Origin of the sequence: Oceanobacter mangrovi, assembly GCF_019740315.1 — a bacterium.
Taxonomy (GTDB): domain Bacteria; phylum Pseudomonadota; class Gammaproteobacteria; order Pseudomonadales; family Oceanobacteraceae; genus Oceanobacter; species Oceanobacter mangrovi.
Genome location: NZ_JAHXZR010000004.1, coordinates 184,297 through 200,000, shown reverse-complemented (window position 1 = coordinate 200,000; position 15,704 = coordinate 184,297). Strand labels below are relative to the sequence as shown.

Annotated in this window: 28 protein-coding genes; all 28 read right to left on the bottom strand. The window is 51.1% G+C overall.

Features of this window, described 5'->3' with window-relative positions:
- Window positions 1-31: 31 nt before the first annotated feature.
- Window positions 32-388, bottom strand: a complete 357-nt coding sequence (gene rpsM / locus K6123_RS10490) for a 30S ribosomal protein S13 (protein WP_221797430.1) — start codon at window positions 386-388, stop codon at window positions 32-34.
- 103 nt (window positions 389-491) lie between these two features.
- Window positions 492-605 carry a 50S ribosomal protein L36 gene (gene rpmJ / locus K6123_RS10485; protein ID WP_084644941.1) on the bottom strand — a complete coding sequence of 38 codons (114 nt, stop codon included), beginning with the start codon at window positions 603-605 and terminating at the stop codon, window positions 492-494.
- A 20-nt stretch (window positions 606-625) separates the two neighbouring features.
- The gene (gene secY, locus K6123_RS10480) at window positions 626-1,951 is read right to left on the bottom strand and encodes a preprotein translocase subunit SecY (protein WP_221797428.1); all 1,326 of its coding nucleotides are present in this window, start codon (window positions 1,949-1,951) and stop codon (window positions 626-628) included.
- Window positions 1,951-2,385 (bottom strand): 50S ribosomal protein L15, encoded by a 435-nt coding sequence (gene rplO / locus K6123_RS10475; protein WP_221797427.1) that lies wholly within the window; start codon window positions 2,383-2,385, stop codon window positions 1,951-1,953. Before rplO ends, secY begins: the two co-directional genes overlap by 1 nt.
- A 1-nt stretch (window position 2,386) precedes the next feature.
- Window positions 2,387-2,572, bottom strand: coding sequence for a 50S ribosomal protein L30 (gene rpmD / locus K6123_RS10470; RefSeq protein ID WP_028293130.1), 186 nt, complete (start codon window positions 2,570-2,572; stop codon window positions 2,387-2,389).
- Window positions 2,573-2,577: 5 nt separating this feature from the next.
- The gene (gene rpsE, locus K6123_RS10465) at window positions 2,578-3,102 is read right to left on the bottom strand and encodes a 30S ribosomal protein S5 (RefSeq protein ID WP_221797424.1); all 525 of its coding nucleotides are present in this window, start codon (window positions 3,100-3,102) and stop codon (window positions 2,578-2,580) included.
- A gap of 12 nt (window positions 3,103-3,114) precedes the next feature.
- Window positions 3,115-3,465, bottom strand: a complete 351-nt coding sequence (gene rplR, locus K6123_RS10460) for a 50S ribosomal protein L18 (RefSeq protein ID WP_221797422.1) — start codon at window positions 3,463-3,465, stop codon at window positions 3,115-3,117.
- Between the two features lie 10 nt (window positions 3,466-3,475).
- Window positions 3,476-4,012, bottom strand: a complete 537-nt coding sequence (rplF, locus tag K6123_RS10455; protein WP_221797420.1) for a 50S ribosomal protein L6 — start codon at window positions 4,010-4,012, stop codon at window positions 3,476-3,478.
- Window positions 4,013-4,022: 10 nt separating this feature from the next.
- Window positions 4,023-4,415 (bottom strand): 30S ribosomal protein S8, encoded by a 393-nt coding sequence (gene rpsH / locus K6123_RS10450; RefSeq protein ID WP_221797418.1) that lies wholly within the window; start codon window positions 4,413-4,415, stop codon window positions 4,023-4,025.
- A gap of 80 nt (window positions 4,416-4,495) precedes the next feature.
- Window positions 4,496-4,801, bottom strand: a complete 306-nt coding sequence (gene rpsN / locus K6123_RS10445) for a 30S ribosomal protein S14 (RefSeq protein ID WP_221797416.1) — start codon at window positions 4,799-4,801, stop codon at window positions 4,496-4,498.
- 10 nt (window positions 4,802-4,811) lie between these two features.
- Window positions 4,812-5,351 carry a 50S ribosomal protein L5 gene (gene rplE, locus K6123_RS10440; RefSeq protein WP_221797413.1) on the bottom strand — a complete coding sequence of 180 codons (540 nt, stop codon included), beginning with the start codon at window positions 5,349-5,351 and terminating at the stop codon, window positions 4,812-4,814.
- Window positions 5,352-5,369: 18 nt separating this feature from the next.
- The gene (rplX, locus tag K6123_RS10435; RefSeq protein ID WP_221797411.1) at window positions 5,370-5,684 is read right to left on the bottom strand and encodes a 50S ribosomal protein L24; all 315 of its coding nucleotides are present in this window, start codon (window positions 5,682-5,684) and stop codon (window positions 5,370-5,372) included.
- Window positions 5,685-5,699: 15 nt separating this feature from the next.
- Window positions 5,700-6,068 carry a 50S ribosomal protein L14 gene (gene rplN, locus K6123_RS10430; protein WP_221797409.1) on the bottom strand — a complete coding sequence of 123 codons (369 nt, stop codon included), beginning with the start codon at window positions 6,066-6,068 and terminating at the stop codon, window positions 5,700-5,702.
- Window positions 6,069-6,099: 31 nt separating this feature from the next.
- Complete coding sequence (gene rpsQ, locus K6123_RS10425) at window positions 6,100-6,366, bottom strand: 30S ribosomal protein S17 (RefSeq protein ID WP_221797407.1); 267 nt, start codon at window positions 6,364-6,366, stop codon at window positions 6,100-6,102.
- A gap of 2 nt (window positions 6,367-6,368) precedes the next feature.
- Window positions 6,369-6,560, bottom strand: a complete 192-nt coding sequence (gene rpmC, locus K6123_RS10420; RefSeq protein ID WP_221797405.1) for a 50S ribosomal protein L29 — start codon at window positions 6,558-6,560, stop codon at window positions 6,369-6,371.
- Window positions 6,560-6,973 (bottom strand): 50S ribosomal protein L16, encoded by a 414-nt coding sequence (gene rplP / locus K6123_RS10415; protein ID WP_221797403.1) that lies wholly within the window; start codon window positions 6,971-6,973, stop codon window positions 6,560-6,562. Before rplP ends, rpmC begins: the two co-directional genes overlap by 1 nt.
- 12 nt (window positions 6,974-6,985) lie before the next feature.
- Entirely contained in the window at window positions 6,986-7,678 is a 693-nt protein-coding gene (rpsC, locus tag K6123_RS10410; RefSeq protein WP_221797401.1) for a 30S ribosomal protein S3, read from the bottom strand.
- A gap of 11 nt (window positions 7,679-7,689) precedes the next feature.
- On the bottom strand, window positions 7,690-8,025 hold the full coding sequence (gene rplV, locus K6123_RS10405) for a 50S ribosomal protein L22 (protein WP_221797399.1): 336 nt from the start codon (window positions 8,023-8,025) through the stop codon (window positions 7,690-7,692).
- 14 nt (window positions 8,026-8,039) lie between these two features.
- On the bottom strand, window positions 8,040-8,315 hold the full coding sequence (rpsS, locus tag K6123_RS10400) for a 30S ribosomal protein S19 (RefSeq protein WP_221797397.1): 276 nt from the start codon (window positions 8,313-8,315) through the stop codon (window positions 8,040-8,042).
- 17 nt (window positions 8,316-8,332) lie between these two features.
- Entirely contained in the window at window positions 8,333-9,160 is an 828-nt protein-coding gene (rplB, locus tag K6123_RS10395) for a 50S ribosomal protein L2 (RefSeq protein WP_221797395.1), read from the bottom strand.
- Between the two features lie 12 nt (window positions 9,161-9,172).
- A complete protein-coding gene (rplW, locus tag K6123_RS10390; RefSeq protein ID WP_221797393.1) occupies window positions 9,173-9,469 on the bottom strand; it encodes a 50S ribosomal protein L23 in 297 nt (98 codons plus the stop codon).
- Complete coding sequence (rplD, locus tag K6123_RS10385; protein ID WP_221797391.1) at window positions 9,466-10,068, bottom strand: 50S ribosomal protein L4; 603 nt, start codon at window positions 10,066-10,068, stop codon at window positions 9,466-9,468. Before rplD ends, rplW begins: the two co-directional genes overlap by 4 nt.
- Window positions 10,069-10,071: 3 nt before the next feature.
- Window positions 10,072-10,704 carry a 50S ribosomal protein L3 gene (rplC, locus tag K6123_RS10380; RefSeq protein WP_221797389.1) on the bottom strand — a complete coding sequence of 211 codons (633 nt, stop codon included), beginning with the start codon at window positions 10,702-10,704 and terminating at the stop codon, window positions 10,072-10,074.
- A 106-nt stretch (window positions 10,705-10,810) separates the two neighbouring features.
- The gene (gene rpsJ, locus K6123_RS10375) at window positions 10,811-11,119 is read right to left on the bottom strand and encodes a 30S ribosomal protein S10 (RefSeq protein ID WP_036535225.1); all 309 of its coding nucleotides are present in this window, start codon (window positions 11,117-11,119) and stop codon (window positions 10,811-10,813) included.
- A gap of 209 nt (window positions 11,120-11,328) precedes the next feature.
- Window positions 11,329-12,552, bottom strand: coding sequence for an elongation factor Tu (tuf, locus tag K6123_RS10370; RefSeq protein ID WP_221797361.1), 1,224 nt, complete (start codon window positions 12,550-12,552; stop codon window positions 11,329-11,331).
- 29 nt (window positions 12,553-12,581) lie between these two features.
- Window positions 12,582-14,684 (bottom strand): elongation factor G, encoded by a 2,103-nt coding sequence (gene fusA / locus K6123_RS10365; RefSeq protein ID WP_221797387.1) that lies wholly within the window; start codon window positions 14,682-14,684, stop codon window positions 12,582-12,584.
- Window positions 14,685-14,703: 19 nt separating this feature from the next.
- Window positions 14,704-15,174 (bottom strand): 30S ribosomal protein S7, encoded by a 471-nt coding sequence (gene rpsG, locus K6123_RS10360; RefSeq protein ID WP_221797385.1) that lies wholly within the window; start codon window positions 15,172-15,174, stop codon window positions 14,704-14,706.
- A gap of 112 nt (window positions 15,175-15,286) precedes the next feature.
- Complete coding sequence (gene rpsL / locus K6123_RS10355; protein WP_221797383.1) at window positions 15,287-15,661, bottom strand: 30S ribosomal protein S12; 375 nt, start codon at window positions 15,659-15,661, stop codon at window positions 15,287-15,289.
- Window positions 15,662-15,704 lie beyond the last annotated feature (43 nt).

The following is a 15,704-nucleotide window of genomic DNA, read 5'->3' as shown; positions in this document are numbered from 1 at the left end:
AATGCAGCTACACTAAAAGACCAACCAGCAATTACTTGCGGATTGGCTTGCGCGGACCCTTACGGGTACGAGCATTCGTTTTAGTACGCTGACCGCGAAGAGGCAGGCTACGACGATGACGGATACCGCGGAAGCAAGCCATGTCCATCAAACGCTTGATGTTCATTTGCACTTCACGACGCAGGTCACCTTCAACTGTATACTTGGCAACTTCATTACGGATAAGGTCAAGCTGATCTTCGCTCAGGGTACCAATCTTGGTAGTCTCAGCGATGCCGGTAGAGGCACAGATCTGCTTGGCAGTAGTCTTACCAACGCCATATACGTAGGTCAGAGAAATTACTGCATGCTTGTTGTCAGGAATGTTGACACCGGCAATACGGGCCATGTCTAACTCCGTTACACTTTACTTGATGAAAGGGCGCGAGATACTACAAGTTGCTTTTTAAAAAAGCAAGCATTGTGTTCTCACACCCGCCTTGTCCGGGTAATTAACCCTGACGTTGTTTGTGCTTGGGATCTGTACAGATCACACGCACACTGCCGTTGCGACGAATGATTTTACATTCACGGCACATTTTTTTAACAGACGCACGTACTTTCATGACTGTCTCCTAAAATGGGCTCAACGCGTTGAGCCCATATTCTTGAGGTTTGCTTTTTTCATCAGGGATTCGTACTGATGGGACATCAGGTGAGATTGCACCTGAGCCATGAAATCCATGACCACCACGACCACAATCAACAGGGAGGTACCGCCGAAGTAAAAAGGAACATCGGCAGCCACCACCAGGAACTGAGGCAGCAAACATACAGCGGCGATATACAGGGATCCGAACAGAGTCAGACGTCCCAATACACCATCAATGTACTTGGCAGTTTGGATCCCTGGACGAATACCTGGGATAAAAGCGCCGGACTTCTTGAGATTTTCTGCAACGTCTTTCGGGTTAAACATTAACGCCGTGTAGAAGTAACAGAAGAAAATAATCCCGGCAGCAAACAAAACGATGTATAGCGGTTGGCTTGGGGCCAGAGCCAGACTGACATCTTGCAGCCATTCCATACCTTCACCCTTGCCGAACCACTGACCCAGAGAAGCCGGGAACAGCAGCAGCGACGAAGCGAAAATCGCCGGGATAACACCCGCCATATTAAGCTTCAGAGGCAAATGGCTGGTCTGTGCTGCCATCATCTGACGGTTGCCCATCTGACGCTTGGCATAGTTAATTGTGATACGACGCTGGCCGCGCTCTACGAACACAACAAACGCAATCACAGCAACAGCCAGAGCAGCGATCACCAACAACAACAGAATGTTCAGGTCACCTTGACGGGCAGACTCGAAAGCCTGGCCGATTGCATTTGGCAAACCGGCAACAATACCCGCAAAAATCAGGATTGAAATACCGTTACCAATACCACGCTCGGTTACCTGCTCACCCAACCACATCATGAATACCGCACCTGCTACGAAAGAAGGCACAGCAGCGATGTAGAAGTCGATGCCAGTAGAGAAGGTGACACCCTGGCCGGCAAGGCCAGCCGAGACACCGAAAGCCTGCACAGAGGCCAACAGCACGGTGCCATACCGGGTGTACTGGGTAATCTTGCGACGACCCGACTCACCTTCTTTCTTAAGCTGCTCAAGCTGCGGGCTCACCGCCGTCAGCAACTGCATGATAATGGATGCAGAGATGTACGGCATGATACCGAGAGCAAGAATACTCATGCGCTCGAGAGCACCGCCCGAAAACATGTTGAACATTTCAAGGATGGTTCCCTGATTCTGTTCGAACAAACGGGCCAGTGCGTCCGGGTTAATCCCTGGTACCGGAATATGGGTACCAATCCGATATACAACAATTGCCAGAAGTACGAAGCGGATCCGAGCGAACAATTCGCTCAGACCCTTGTTCATACCCTGTGGTAGTGAGCCTTGGGTAGCCATTAGTCTTCGACCTTACCGCCTGCTGCTTCAATGGCAGCCTTGGCGCCTTTAGTAACTTTCAGTCCTTTAACGGTCACCGCTTTGCCGATTTCGCCAGACAGGATTACGCGAGCAGTTTTGATCTTCTCACCAATCACGTCAGCGGCTTTCAGCGCTGCCAGATCAACCACGTCACCTTCAACCAAAGTCAGTTCGTTCAGACGGATCTCTGCAACGTACTGAGCCTTGCGGGAAACGAAGCCAAACTTAGGCAGACGACGGTGCAACGGCATTTGACCGCCTTCGAAGCCTGGAGCTACACCACCGCCAGAGCGGGATTTCATACCCTTGTGACCGCGGCCACCAGTCTTACCCAGACCGGAACCGATACCACGACCAACGCGCTTGCGGGTTGCCTTGGAGCCAGGAGCTGGGCTCAATTCATTGAGACGCATATTACTCCCCTTCTACCTTAACCATGTATTGAACTTGGTTGATCATACCGCGAACGGAAGGAGTGTCTTCCAGCTCAACAGTGTGACCAATGCGACGCAGGCCCAGACCTTTCATGGTTTCGCGGTGCTTTGGCAGTTTGCCAATAGTGCTGCGAGTCTGGGTAACTTTGATAGTTTTATCAGCCATTTCAATTACCCCAGAATATCTTCGACGGACTTACCGCGCTTGGCAGCTACCTGTTCAGGAGACTGCATTTGCGCCAGACCGTTAAAGGTTGCACGAACCACGTTGTTCGGGTTGGTAGAACCGTAGCACTTGGCCAGTACGTTCTTGACGCCAACCATTTCCAGAACCGCACGCATTGCACCGCCAGCGATGATACCGGTACCTTCAGATGCAGGCTGCATGTAGATACGGGAACCAGAATGACGAGCTTTTACAGGGTACTGCAGGGTGTTGCCATCCAGCTGTACGCTGATCATGTTGCGCTTGGCCTGTTCCATTGCCTTTTGAATGGCAGTTGGAACTTCACGGGACTTGCCACGACCGAAGCCAACACGACCGTTGCCATCACCAACTACTGTCAGCGCGGTAAAGGCGAAAATACGACCACCTTTTACCACTTTGGCTACGCGGTTAACCTGAACCAGCTTTTCCTGGAATTCACTTTCGTTACGATCATTGTTGCGATCGTTGTTACGTTCGTTATTTGCCATGATCAATCACCCTTAGAATTCGAGGCCGTTTTCACGAGCCGCGTCAGCCAGAGCTTTAACACGACCATGGTATTTAAAACCGGAACGATCGAAAGCGACCTTGGTAATACCAGCAGCTTTGGCGCGCTCAGCAATCAGCTGACCGACCTTGGTAGCGGCACTTACGTTACCAGTTGTTTCGTTACGCAGATCTGCTTCTACTGTAGAAGCCGTTGCCAGGACGCTAGCGCCATTGGCAGAGATGATCTGAGCATAAATGTGTCGTGGTGTACGGTGTACACACAGACGGACCGCGCTTTTTTCACGGATGTTAATCCGGGTTTTCTGGGCACGGCGCAGACGAGCTTTTTTCTTCTCATTCATGGCCTAGACCTTACTTTTTCTTGGCTTCTTTACGACGAACATTTTCGTCAGCGTAGCGAACACCCTTGCCTTTGTATGGCTCAGGCGGACGGTAACCGCGGATCTCTGCAGCAACCTGACCTACAGCTTGCTTGTCGATACCCTTGATCAGGATTTCTGTCTGGCTTGGAGTTTCAACAGAAACACCTTCAGGCAGTTGGTAATCGATCGGGTGAGAGAAGCCCAGGTTCAAATTCAGGGTATTGCCGGTGGCTTTGGCACGATAACCAACACCTTGCAAAACCAGTTTCTTTTCAAAACCAACACTAACACCGGTAACCATGTTGTTTACCAGGGCACGGAAAGTACCGGCCATAGCATTGGCTTTTTTGTCGTTCTCATTGGTCGGAGCAAACTTCAGGACGTTTTCTTCCTGGCTGATGGACACGTAAGAGTGTACATCCAGTTCCAGAGAACCCTGCTTGCCCTTCACAGCGATCTTGCCTTCAGCCAGCTTGACTTCAACGCCAGCTGGAATCTGTACAGGAGCCTTAGCAACGCGAGACATGGAATCCCCCTTAGAATACTGTGGCGATAACTTCACCGCCCACACCCGCAGCACGGGCAGCGCGATCGGTCATAACGCCTTTCGAGGTGGAAACGATAGCCACGCCCAGACCTGCTTCAACTTTCGGCAGTTCTGAAACGCCCTTGTACTGACGCAGACCAGGGCGGGAAACGCGCTGGATACGTTCAATAACAGGCTTGCCTTCGTAGTACTTCAGTTCGATGGTCAGAGTTGGCTTGACAGCCTCGTCTACGGAATAACCACCGATGTAGCCTTCTGCTTCCAGAACCTGGGCAACAGATGCCTTGATTTTAGAAGACGGCATGCTCACAGACGTATGACCAGCTTGCTGGGCATTACGAATGCGGGTGAACATGTCCGCCAACGTATCTTGCATACTCATTTTATATATACCTCTGTTGTACAGCGGCCACGACGACAAAACCGGGACTGGTTAGCCCCGGTGATGCGCTGTGGGAATGCTTACCAACTAGCTTTTTTCAGGCCTGGGACGTTACCTTTCATGCCTTCTTCACGCAGTTTGATACGCGACAGCTTGAACTTGCGGTATACGCCGTGTGGACGGCCAGTCATTTGACAGCGACGCTGCAGGCGGCTCGCGGAAGAATCGCGAGGCAGCTTTTGCAGTGCCATCTGTGCGTTCCAACGATCTTCATCAGAAGATTCTGGATTCTTGATGATTGCTTTCAGCTCAGCGCGCTTGGCAGCGAATTTTTCTACCAGTTGCTCACGCTTGGCTTCGCGCTGCTTCATGCTAATTTTAGCCATGACTTACTCCTCAGTTACGGAACGGGAACTGCAGCGCTTTCAGCAAAGCACGGCCTTCTTCGTTCGTTTTGGCTGTGGTGCAAATAGTCACATCCATACCGCGAACCTTGTCTACTTTATCGTAGTCAATTTCAGGGAAGATGATCTGCTCTTTAACACCCATGCTGTAGTTACCGCGACCGTCGAATGACTTGCCGTTAATACCACGGAAGTCACGTACGCGAGGCAGGGAAATATCGATCAGACGATCGAGGAATTCCCACATGCGATCACGACGCAGGGTCACTTTACAGCCAATTGGCCAACCTTCACGAACCTTGAAGCCCGCGACTGATTTGCGTGCCTTGGTAACAACTGCTTTCTGGCCTGCAATTGCTTCCATATCAGCAACGGCGTTGTCCAGCAGCTTTTTGTCACCCAGTGCTTCACCAACACCCATGTTCAGGGTGATTTTGGTGATTTTAGGCACTTCCATAATGTTGTTGTAACCAAACTCTTCTTTCAGCTTGGCTACTACTTCGTTTTTGTACAGTTGTTCTAAACGTGACATAGCAGTATCCAGCTCCTATCAGGCGTCGATGACGTCGCCAGTGGATTTGAAGATACGTACCTTCTTGTCGCCTTCAACCTTGAAGCCAACGCGGTCAGCTTTCTCGGTCTTAGGGTTCCAGATAGCAACATTGGAAGCCTGAATGCCGACTTCTTTCTCAATGATACCACCTGGCTGCTGCAGGTACGGGTTTGGCTTCTGGTGTTTTTTCACCATGTTAACACCGGTTACGATCAGGCGACCGTCAGCCAGTACTTTTTGTACTGAACCACGCTTGCCCTTGTCTTTACCTGCGATAACTACTACTTCGTCTTTGCTACGAATTTTCAGCATATTCTGTCCCTCCCCTTACAGCACTTCAGGTGCCAGGGAAATGATCTTCATGAACTTCTCTGAACGCAGTTCACGAGTCACAGGGCCAAAGATACGAGTACCGATTGGCGACAAAGACGCGTTCAGAAGAACGGCAGAGTTGACGTCAAAACGGATGATGGAACCGTCCGGGCGACGAATACCTTTTTTGGTACGTACAACCACGGCGTTCATAACCTGGCCTTTCTTAACTTTACCGCGTGGAATTGCTTCCTTCACGGATACCTTGATCAAATCACCGATGCCGGCATAACGACGATGAGAACCGCCCAGTACCTTGATGCACTGTACGCGCTTCGCGCCGCTGTTGTCGGCAACGTCCAGCATGGTTTGTGTCTGGATCATGCTCTTCGCTCCTAACTAACTGCGCCCGGTATTAAACCTTGGCGGCGCGCTCGTCGATTGATACCAGCGCCCATGTCTTGTTCTTGGACAGCGGACGCGACTCTTTAACTGTTACGATATCACCGATCTGACATTCGTTGTTTTCGTCATGAGCCATCACCTTGGTGGACTTCTTGACGAACTTTTTGTAGATCGGGTGCTTAACGAAACGTTCAATCAGCACAGTGACGGACTTGTCCATCTTGTTGCTCACGACCTTGCCACTCAGGGTACGAACGGTCTTTGTGTTCTCAGTCATGATCATTCACCTGCCTTCTGTGCCAGCGCAGTTTTAACGCGAGCGATGTCGCGACGGGTTTGACCCACGAGGTGAGTCTGACCCAACTGGCCTGTTGCCTTTTGCATACGCAACTTGAATTGTTCGCTCAACAGTTCAATCAGCTGAGATTTCAGCTCAGCCACTGATTTTTCTTTCAGTTCACTTGCTTTCATCACAGCACCGTCCGCTTAACGACTACAGTTTCGAAAGGCAGTTTAGCGGCGGCCAGTGCGAAAGCTTCGCGAGCCAGCTCCTCTGAAACACCTTCCATCTCATACAGAACCTTGCCCGGCTGAATCTGGCATACCCAGTATTCAACGGAACCCTTACCTTTACCCATACGAACCTCAAGAGGCTTCTCGGTAATTGGCTTGTCAGGGAAGACACGGATCCAGATTTTACCGCCACGCTTGATCTTACGAGTCATCGCACGACGTGCTGCTTCAATTTGACGCGAAGTCAGACGGCCACGGCCAGTAGCTTTCAGAGCATACTCACCGAAGCTGACCTTGGAGCCACGAATGGCCAGGCCACGGTTACGACCGGTCTGGACTTTGCGGAATTTGGTACGTTTTGGTAACAACATAACTCAATCCCCTTATGAACGACCGCCGGGCTTTTTCTTGCCCTGGTTTTTGGCGCGCTCGCGAACTTCCTGGATACCACCAAGGATTTCGCCCTTGAAGATCCACACCTTCACGCCAATAACACCGTAAGTAGTGTGTGCTTCGTAAGTTGCGTAGTCGATATCGGCACGCAGTGTGTGCAGAGGCACACGACCTTCACGATACCACTCGGCACGAGCAATCTCAGCACCACCCAGACGACCGCTCACCTGGATCTTGATACCTTCAGCACCACCACGCATGGCGTTCTGAACAGCGCGCTTCATAGCACGACGGAACATCACACGACGCTCCAGCTGGCTAGCTACGCTCTGGGCTACCAGTTTGGCATCCAGATCAGGCTTACGAACTTCTTCAATGTTGATGTGTACCGGAATACCCATCACTTCGCTCAGGTCCTTGCGCAGAACCTCAACATCTTCACCTTTTTTACCAATCACGATGCCTGGACGGGCAGTGTGGATGGTAACTTTGGCGTTTTGAGCAGGACGCTCAATAACAACTTTGCTTACTGAAGCCTTTTCCAGGCGCTTTTCGATCAAAGAACGAACAGCAATGTCAGTCAGCAGGTTGTCTGCATACTTGTCCTTACCGGCATACCACACAGAATTGTGGTCTTTGGTAATACCCAGGCGGATACCGGTTGGATGAACTTTCTGACCCATCTGACCAACTCCTATTTTTCTGAAACTTTCACAGTGATGTGACAAGTGCGCTTCATGATGCGATCGGCGCGGCCTTTCGCACGAGGGCGAATGCGCTTCATCGTCATACCTTCATCAACGAAGATGGTGCTGACTTTCAGCTCATCAACGTCGGCGCCATCATTGTGCTCAGCGTTGGCGATGGCAGACTCCAGTACTTTCTTGACCAGATCAGCGCCTTTTTTGGTGCTGAAGGACAGGATATCCAGAGCTTCATCCACTTTCTTACCACGGATCTGGTCAGCAACCAGACGCGCTTTCTGAGCGGACAAGCGAGCACCACGCAATACAGCGGCTACTTCAGACATATTTCACCCCTTACTTATCGCTTGGCTTTCTTATCCGCTACGTGACCCTTGTAGGTACGGGTCAAAGCGAATTCGCCGAGTTTATGACCAACCATGTCTTCAGTTACGAAAACAGGCACGTGTTGTTTGCCGTTATGAACAGCGATGGTCAGCCCCACGAAATCCGGGAAGATTGTGGAGCGGCGAGACCAGGTCTTGATCGGACGCTTGTCGTTCTTCTCAAGAGCGGCCTCTACCTTCTTCATCAAGTGATGGTCAATAAATGGACCTTTTTTCAATGAACGTGGCACAGTTCAATCCTCTCTAATTATTTCGCAGAACGACGACGTACGATCAACTTATCGGTACGCTTATTCTTACGAGTCTTATAACCCTTGGTTGGAACACCCCATGGAGTAACAGGATGACGACCACCTGAGGTACGACCTTCACCACCACCGTGTGGGTGGTCAACCGGGTTCATTACCACACCGCGAACGGTTGGACGAACACCGCGCCAGCGGGTAGCACCGGCTTTACCCAGTTCACGCAGAGCGTGCTCAGAGTTACCGACTTCACCCAGAGTTGCGCGACAGTCACACAGAACCTTACGCATCTCGCCAGAGCGCAGACGCAGGGTCGCATAAGTACCTTCACGAGCAACCAGCTGAGCAGAAGTACCAGCTGAACGAGCGATCTGGCCGCCTTTGCCTGGCTTCAGTTCGACGTTATGAATAACGGAACCCACTGGAATGTTGCGCAGTGACATCGCAGAACCTACCTTGATAGGCGCGTGTTCACCGGAAATCACTTCATCACCAGCGCTCAGGCCTTTAGGGGCCAGGATGTAACGACGCTCACCGTCAGCATATTTCAGCAGAGCGATGTTGGCGCTACGGTTTGGATCGTATTCCAGACGCTCAACAACAGCTGGGATGCCGTCCTTGTTACGCTTGAAATCAACAACACGGTAATGATGCTTGTGACCACCACCGATATGACGGGTAGTGATGCGACCGTTGTTGTTACGACCACCAGTCTTGCTTTTCTTTTCCAGCAGAGCTGCGAAAGGCTTGCCTTTGTGCAGTTCAGCATTAACGACTTTTACCAGGTGACGACGGCCAGCAGAAGTCGGTTTAGTTTTCACCAATGCCATGACTAAAGCTCCTTATTCCGCGTCAGCGAAGTCGATGTCCTGACCGGCTACCAGGCGAACGTATGCTTTACGCACATCGTTGCGCTTGCCCATGCCGCGAGCAGTACGTTTGGTTTTGCCTTTGATATTGACAGTCTGAACGGATTGAACTTTCACTTCGAACAGAGCTTCAACGGCTTCTTTGATCTCTGGCTTGGTAGCGTCAGCAGCAACACGGAAAACGTATTGGCCGTGCTTCTCAGCAACCCAGGTTGCCTTTTCAGAGATCTGAGGTGCCAACAGCACCTTGTAAATGCGTTCACGGATCATGCGTAAGCCTCCTCAAGCTGCTTCAGGGCTGGCACAGTCACCAATACCTTCTCGAAAGCGATCAGGCTTACTGGATCGATAGAACCTGCTTCGGTAACACCAACGTGAGGAACGTTGCGTGCTGCCAGGTACAGTTTCTCATCGATCTCTTCGGAGATGATCAGAACGTTGTCCAGTTCCAGTTCTTTCAGCTTGGCAACAAATTCTTTGGTCTTGTGGCTTTCCACAGCAAAAGAATCAGCAACTACCAGGCGGTCTTGACGAACCAGCTCAGACAAGATGGCCTGCATTGCTGCACGGTACATCTTTTTGTTTACTTTCTGTTCGAAGCTACGTGGCTTGGCTGCGAAAGTTACACCACCAGAACGCCAGATTGGGCTGTTGGATGTACCTGAACGAGCACGACCAGTACCTTTCTGACGCCATGGCTTGATGCCACCGCCGGTAACTTCAGAACGGGTCTTTTGAGCTTTGGTACCCTGACGGCCAGCTGCCATATAGGCAGTTACCACTTGGTGAACCAGAGACTCATTAAATTCACGGCCGAAAGTAGCGTCAGAAACAGCTACCGCAGCACCTGCGTTAGTTTTCAGTTCCATCGCTTACCCCTTCGCCTTGACAGCTGGCTTCACAATAATGTCGGAACCTGGAGCACCAGGAACTGCACCTTTGATCAGCAACAGGTTGTTTTCCGCGTCAACGCGCACAATTTCCAGACCTTGGGTAGTCTGCTGTTCAGCACCCATGTGACCGGCCATTTTCTTGCCTTTCCAGACACGGCCTGGAGTTTGACATTGACCGATGGAGCCTGGCGCACGGTGAGACAGGGAGTTACCGTGAGTAGCATCCTGGGTACGGAAGTTCCAGCGCTTAACGCCACCCTGGAAACCTTTACCCTTGGTAGTACCGGTAACATCAACTTTCTGACCAGCTTCGAACTGTTCAACAGTCAGTTCTTGTCCAGTAGTGAAAGCTTCTTCAGTACGGAACTCGATTACGCCGCGACCAGCTTCAACATTCGCCTTGGCGAAGTGACCTGCTTCCGGCTTAGAAACGCGAGATGCTTTCTTCGCGCCAAAGGTAACCTGAATTGCACTGTAACCGTCAGTATCAACGGTCTTTACCTGGCTAACGCGGTTAGGCGTCATTTCCAGGACAGTAACAGCAACAGATTGACCAGCTTCGGTAAATACGCGAGTCATGCCCGCTTTCTTACCGACGATACCAATTGCCATTTTATATACCTCTCGTGTACGGGGCTGATACCCACTATGGCCGCCCTTATTTTCTAGATACGGGCGTTACACAGAGCACTTGTTACGATTAAGACTGCTCAGGTTCTTAACCAAGACTGATCTGGACTTCTACACCAGCAGCCAGATCCAGCTTCATCAGCGCATCAACAGTTTTTTCTGTTGGCTCAACAATGTCGAGCATGCGCTTGTGCGTACGGATTTCGTACTGGTCGCGCGCGTCTTTATTGACGTGCGGAGAAACCAGGACGGTAAAACGCTCTTTACGAGTAGGCAGTGGGATAGGACCACGTACCTGAGCGCCCGTACGTTTAGCAGTATCAACAATTTCCTGAGTCGAAGTATCGATCAGGCGATGGTCGAACGCCTTTAAACGGATACGGATTCGTTGGTTCATTACCAAACTCCAATTTTATGTGCCAGAGCTCGTTCCCCCCTGATTCAAGGGGACGCGAATTGTATGCGGCTGTACAAAAAGTGTCAACCTACAAAAATAAAAATGCCACAAAGCTGTGGGAAAGACAGGATTCCACGGAAGGGAAACAAAAACCCCGGAGAATCCGGGGTTTTTGGTGGCCAATTCAGGCGAATCAGCCAAGGGATCGATTACTCGATGATTTTGGCCACAACGCCAGCACCAACAGTACGACCACCTTCACGAATCGCGAAGCGCAGACCTTCGTCCATCGCGATTGGAGCGATCAGGGTAACAGTCAGCTGAACGTTGTCACCTGGCATTACCATCTCAACGCCTTCTGGCAGCTCAACGGCACCAGTAACGTCAGTAGTACGGAAGTAGAACTGTGGACGGTAACCTTTGAAGAATGGCGTGTGACGACCACCTTCATCTTTACCCAGTACGTATACTTCTGATTCGAACTTGGTGTGAGGAGTGATAGAACCTGGCTTCGCCAGAACCTGACCACGCTCTACTTCGTCACGCTTGGTACCACGCAGCAGAACACCAACGTTCTCACCGGCACGGCCTTCGTCCAGAATCTTACGGAACATCTCAACACCGGTACAGGTAGTCTTGATGGTGTCTTTGATACCGATGATCGCAACTTCTTCACCAGTCTTAACGATACCGCGCTCAACACGACCGGTAACAACGGTACCACGACCCTGAATGGAGAATACGTCTTCGATAGGCATAATGAATGCACCGTCGATCGCACGCTCTGGTTCTGGGATGTAGCTATCCAGGGTTTCTACCAGCTTCTTAACAGCGGTAGTACCCATTTCGTTCTCGTCTTCACCGTTCAGAGCCATCAGGGCAGAACCTGGGATGATTGGAGTGTCGTCGCCTGGGAAGTCGTATTCGGACAGCAGGTCACGCAGTTCCATTTCCACCAGTTCCAGCATCTCTGCGTATTCTTCAGTGTCTGCACCACCGCAGTCTTCAGCCAGCAGGTCAGCCTTGTTCAGGAATACAACGATGTAAGGTACACCTACCTGACGGGACAGCAGGATGTGTTCACGAGTCTGAGGCATTGGGCCGTCAGTAGAGCCACATACCAGGATCGCGCCGTCCATCTGAGCAGCACCGGTGATCATGTTTTTTACATAGTCAGCGTGTCCTGGGCAGTCTACGTGGGCGTAGTGACGGACTGGAGATTCGTACTCAACGTGAGAGGTTGAGATGGTGATACCACGCTCACGCTCTTCTGGAGCATTGTCGATACCGTCGAAAGCAACGGCAGCGCCACCCCAAACTTCGGAGCACACGCGAGTCAGCGCTGCTGTCAGAGTGGTTTTACCATGGTCAACGTGACCGATAGTACCTACGTTTACGTGGGGTTTGGAACGCTCAAACGTTTCCTTAGCCATAGAACACCTCGTTCAATATCTTTAACTGATTAAGCTTTTCTGATTACTGCTTCGGCAACACTTGCAGGCGCTTCCGCATACTTCTCAAATTCCATGGAATATGTCGCGCGCCCCTGAGAAGCAGAACGCAGGTCAGTTGCATAACCAAACATTTCTGCAAGCGGCACAGACGCGTTCACCACCTTGCCTGATGGAGAATCATCCATTCCTGAAATCAGACCTCGGCGACGGTTAAGGTCGCCAACCACATCACCCATATAATCTTCGGGTGTTACAACTTCAACCTTCATCAAAGGCTCAAGCAGTACTGCACTGCCCTTTTCTGAAAGCTGTTTGGTTGCTTGTGAGGCGGCAATTTTAAACGCCATCTCGTTAGAGTCAACGTCATGGAATGAGCCATCGAACAAGGTTGCCTTGAGGCCCAGCAACGGGTAGCCAGCCAATACCCCGTTTTTCATCTGTTCCTCGATCCCCTTCTGTACAGCCGGGATGTATTCACGAGGAATTGCACCACCCACCACTTCGTTAACAAAGACGAGCTGATCGGCGTTTTCATCTTCTGCAGGTTCAAAACGAACCACAACATGACCATATTGACCACGACCACCAGACTGCTTGGCGTACTTGTGGTTAATCTCAACGGAAGCAGTGATCTTCTCGCGATAGGCCACCTGTGGCTTACCAACGTTACATTCCACCTTGAACTCGCGACGCATACGGTCAACGATGATATCCAGGTGTAACTCACCCATGCCGGAGATAATGGTCTGGCCAGTTTCTTCGTCTGTTTCTACCCGGAAAGACGGATCTTCCTGAGCCAGCTTGCCCAGTGCAACACCCATCTTTTCCTGATCTGCCTTGGAACGAGGTTCAACCGCAACCGAGATAACCGGGTCCGGGAACTCCATACGCTCCAGCGTAATAACGTCATTCATGTCACAGAGGGTATCCCCTGTAGTGACATCCTTGAGACCAATCAGCGCAGCAATATCACCAGCGCGTACTTCCTTGATCTCTTCACGACTGTTGGCGTGCATCTGCACCATACGACCAACACGTTCGCGACGTCCCTTAACTGCGTTATAAACGCCATCGCCAGAATTCAACACCCCGGAATACACACGAATAAACGTCAGCGTTCCTACGAATGGATCTGTAGCGATTTTGAACGCCAATGCAGCAAACGGCTCTTCATCAGCAGAATGACGCACCGCCAGCGTCTCTGCGGCGTCATTGAGGTGACCTTCAATCGCCTTCACCTCGGTAGGTGATGGCAGGAATTCGATCACCGCATCCAGCACGGCCTGAACACCCTTGTTCTTGAACGCCGAACCACAGGTAACGAGTACAATTTCGTTCGCCAGGGTACGGGCTCGCAAGCCGGCCTTCAGGTCTTCTTCTGACAAGTCACCTTCTTCAAGGTACTTGTCCATTAATTCATCGTTGGCTTCAGCCGCTGCTTCGAGCATGTGCTCGCGCATTTCCTCAGCCTTGTCCTGCAAGTCAGCAGGAATATCTTCATAGGTAAAGGTCATACCCTGATCAGCCTCATTCCACATGATGGCTTTCATCTTGATCAGGTCGACAACACCCTTGAAGGTATCTTCAGCACCGATATTGATCTGGATCGGAACCGCATTAGCGCCCAAACGCTTTTTCAGCTGTTCAACGACCATAAAATAGTCGGCCCCGGCACGGTCCATCTTGTTGACGAACACCATGCGCGGAACTTCATATTTATTGGCCTGACGCCATACGGTTTCGGTTTGTGGCTGCACACCAGATGAGCCACAAAGGACGACAACAGTACCATCCAGCACACGCAGGGAACGTTCCACCTCAATGGTGAAGTCTACGTGTCCAGGAGTATCAATGATGTTGATACGGTGCTGCTCAAATTGCTGCGCCATACCAGACCAGAAACAAGTAGTCGCGGCCGAGGTGATCGTAATCCCCCGTTCCTGCTCCTGCTCCATCCAGTCCATCGTTGCTGCACCATCATGCACCTCACCAATCTTGTGAGATACACCGGTGTAGAAAAGCACACGCTCGGTCGTTGTCGTCTTACCAGCATCTACGTGAGCGCAGATACCGATATTACGGTAACGTTCGATAGGAGTTGTGCGTGCCACTGTGTCGTCCTCAGATCAATTAAAAGCGATAGTGAGAGAATGCTTTGTTGGCTTCTGCCATACGGTGCACGTCTTCACGCTTCTTGACCGCTGAACCTTTACCTTCGGCGGCATCCATCATCTCGTTAGCCAGACGCTGAGCCATGGACTTTTCACCACGGGAGCGAGAGGCATCTACCAACCAGCGCATAGCCAGGGCAGTACGACGGGATGGACGAACTTCAACTGGCACCTGGTAAGTGGCACCACCCACACGACGGCTCTTAACCTCAACCATAGGCTGGATAGCTTCCAGAGCTTTTTCGAACAGCTCCAGTGCGTCACCGCCCTGCTTTGCGGTCATGATATCCAGTGCACCGTAAACGATTTTTTCAGCTACGGATTTTTTACCGGAAACCATCACGTGGTTCATAAATTTGGCCAGAGTTACGTTTCCGAACTTCGGATCTGGCAGCACTTCGCGTTTCGCAGCGACGCGTCTTCTTGGCATGATAAGCCCTCATAGGTCTTCAGGTGAGTCTGAGCATCTATCAACAAACAGGGAGCTCAGCCTTACTCTTATCTAAAACGATAGAGCGGTTCCCAGAGTTAATCGGAAAGGATTAACCCTTAGGACGCTTGGCACCGTACTTAGAACGTGCTTGTTTACGGTTCGCAACACCAGAGGTATCCAGAGAACCACGAACGGTGTGATAACGCACACCTGGCAAGTCCTTCACACGACCGCCACGGATCAGAACAACACTGTGCTCTTGCAGGTTGTGACCTTCACCGCCGATATAAGAAGTTACTTCGAAACCATTCGTCAGACGCACACGGCATACTTTACGCAGTGCTGAGTTAGGCTTTTTAGGGGTAGTGGTGTATACACGGGTGCACACGCCACGACGCTGAGGACAAGCCTGCAATGCAGGTACGTCGCTCTTAGCCACTTTGCGCTTACGAGGCTTACGAACCAACTGGTTGATTGTAGCCATTTAGCAAACTCCAACTATTACTAACAACGTGCTCATACAAGAT

What these genes read in the sequence shown, in the direction of transcription:
- rplV (WP_221797399.1), bottom strand. Translation starts at nt 8,025, where the DNA reads ATGTCTGAAGTAGCCGCTGTATTGCGTGGTGCTCGCTTGTCCGCTCAG.
- rpmC (WP_221797405.1), bottom strand. Translation starts at nt 6,560, where the DNA reads ATGAAAGCAAGTGAACTGAAAGAAAAATCAGTGGCTGAGCTGAAATCT.
- rpsH (WP_221797418.1), bottom strand. Translation starts at nt 4,415, where the DNA reads ATGAGTATGCAAGATACGTTGGCGGACATGTTCACCCGCATTCGTAAT.
- rplD (WP_221797391.1), bottom strand. Translation starts at nt 10,068, where the DNA reads ATGGAACTGAAAACTAACGCAGGTGCTGCGGTAGCTGTTTCTGACGCT.
- rpsJ (WP_036535225.1), bottom strand. Translation starts at nt 11,119, where the DNA reads ATGAACCAACGAATCCGTATCCGTTTAAAGGCGTTCGACCATCGCCTG.
- rplX (WP_221797411.1), bottom strand. Translation starts at nt 5,684, where the DNA reads ATGCTGAAAATTCGTAGCAAAGACGAAGTAGTAGTTATCGCAGGTAAA.
- rplO (WP_221797427.1), bottom strand. Translation starts at nt 2,385, where the DNA reads ATGCGTCTCAATGAATTGAGCCCAGCTCCTGGCTCCAAGGCAACCCGC.
- rpmD (WP_028293130.1), bottom strand. Translation starts at nt 2,572, where the DNA reads ATGGCTGATAAAACTATCAAAGTTACCCAGACTCGCAGCACTATTGGC.
- rplC (WP_221797389.1), bottom strand. Translation starts at nt 10,704, where the DNA reads ATGGCAATTGGTATCGTCGGTAAGAAAGCGGGCATGACTCGCGTATTT.
- rplN (WP_221797409.1), bottom strand. Translation starts at nt 6,068, where the DNA reads ATGATCCAGACACAAACCATGCTGGACGTTGCCGACAACAGCGGCGCG.
- rplW (WP_221797393.1), bottom strand. Translation starts at nt 9,469, where the DNA reads ATGATCCGTGAACGCATTTACAAGGTGCTGTTGGCACCTCAGATCTCT.
- rplB (WP_221797395.1), bottom strand. Translation starts at nt 9,160, where the DNA reads ATGGCATTGGTGAAAACTAAACCGACTTCTGCTGGCCGTCGTCACCTG.
- rpsC (WP_221797401.1), bottom strand. Translation starts at nt 7,678, where the DNA reads ATGGGTCAGAAAGTTCATCCAACCGGTATCCGCCTGGGTATTACCAAA.
- rpsQ (WP_221797407.1), bottom strand. Translation starts at nt 6,366, where the DNA reads ATGACTGAGAACACAAAGACCGTTCGTACCCTGAGTGGCAAGGTCGTG.
- rplR (WP_221797422.1), bottom strand. Translation starts at nt 3,465, where the DNA reads ATGAATGAGAAGAAAAAAGCTCGTCTGCGCCGTGCCCAGAAAACCCGG.
- rplE (WP_221797413.1), bottom strand. Translation starts at nt 5,351, where the DNA reads ATGTCACGTTTAGAACAACTGTACAAAAACGAAGTAGTAGCCAAGCTG.
- rplF (WP_221797420.1), bottom strand. Translation starts at nt 4,012, where the DNA reads ATGTCTCGCGTTGCTAAGGCTCCTGTACAGATTCCAGCTGGCGTTGAA.
- rpsM (WP_221797430.1), bottom strand. Translation starts at nt 388, where the DNA reads ATGGCCCGTATTGCCGGTGTCAACATTCCTGACAACAAGCATGCAGTA.
- rpsE (WP_221797424.1), bottom strand. Translation starts at nt 3,102, where the DNA reads ATGGCAAATAACGAACGTAACAACGATCGCAACAATGATCGTAACGAA.
- rpsN (WP_221797416.1), bottom strand. Translation starts at nt 4,801, where the DNA reads ATGGCTAAAATTAGCATGAAGCAGCGCGAAGCCAAGCGTGAGCAACTG.
- tuf (WP_221797361.1), bottom strand. Translation starts at nt 12,552, where the DNA reads ATGGCTAAGGAAACGTTTGAGCGTTCCAAACCCCACGTAAACGTAGGT.
- rpsG (WP_221797385.1), bottom strand. Translation starts at nt 15,174, where the DNA reads ATGCCAAGAAGACGCGTCGCTGCGAAACGCGAAGTGCTGCCAGATCCG.
- rpsL (WP_221797383.1), bottom strand. Translation starts at nt 15,661, where the DNA reads ATGGCTACAATCAACCAGTTGGTTCGTAAGCCTCGTAAGCGCAAAGTG.
- secY (WP_221797428.1), bottom strand. Translation starts at nt 1,951, where the DNA reads ATGGCTACCCAAGGCTCACTACCACAGGGTATGAACAAGGGTCTGAGC.
- rplP (WP_221797403.1), bottom strand. Translation starts at nt 6,973, where the DNA reads ATGTTGTTACCAAAACGTACCAAATTCCGCAAAGTCCAGACCGGTCGT.
- rpmJ (WP_084644941.1), bottom strand. Translation starts at nt 605, where the DNA reads ATGAAAGTACGTGCGTCTGTTAAAAAAATGTGCCGTGAATGTAAAATC.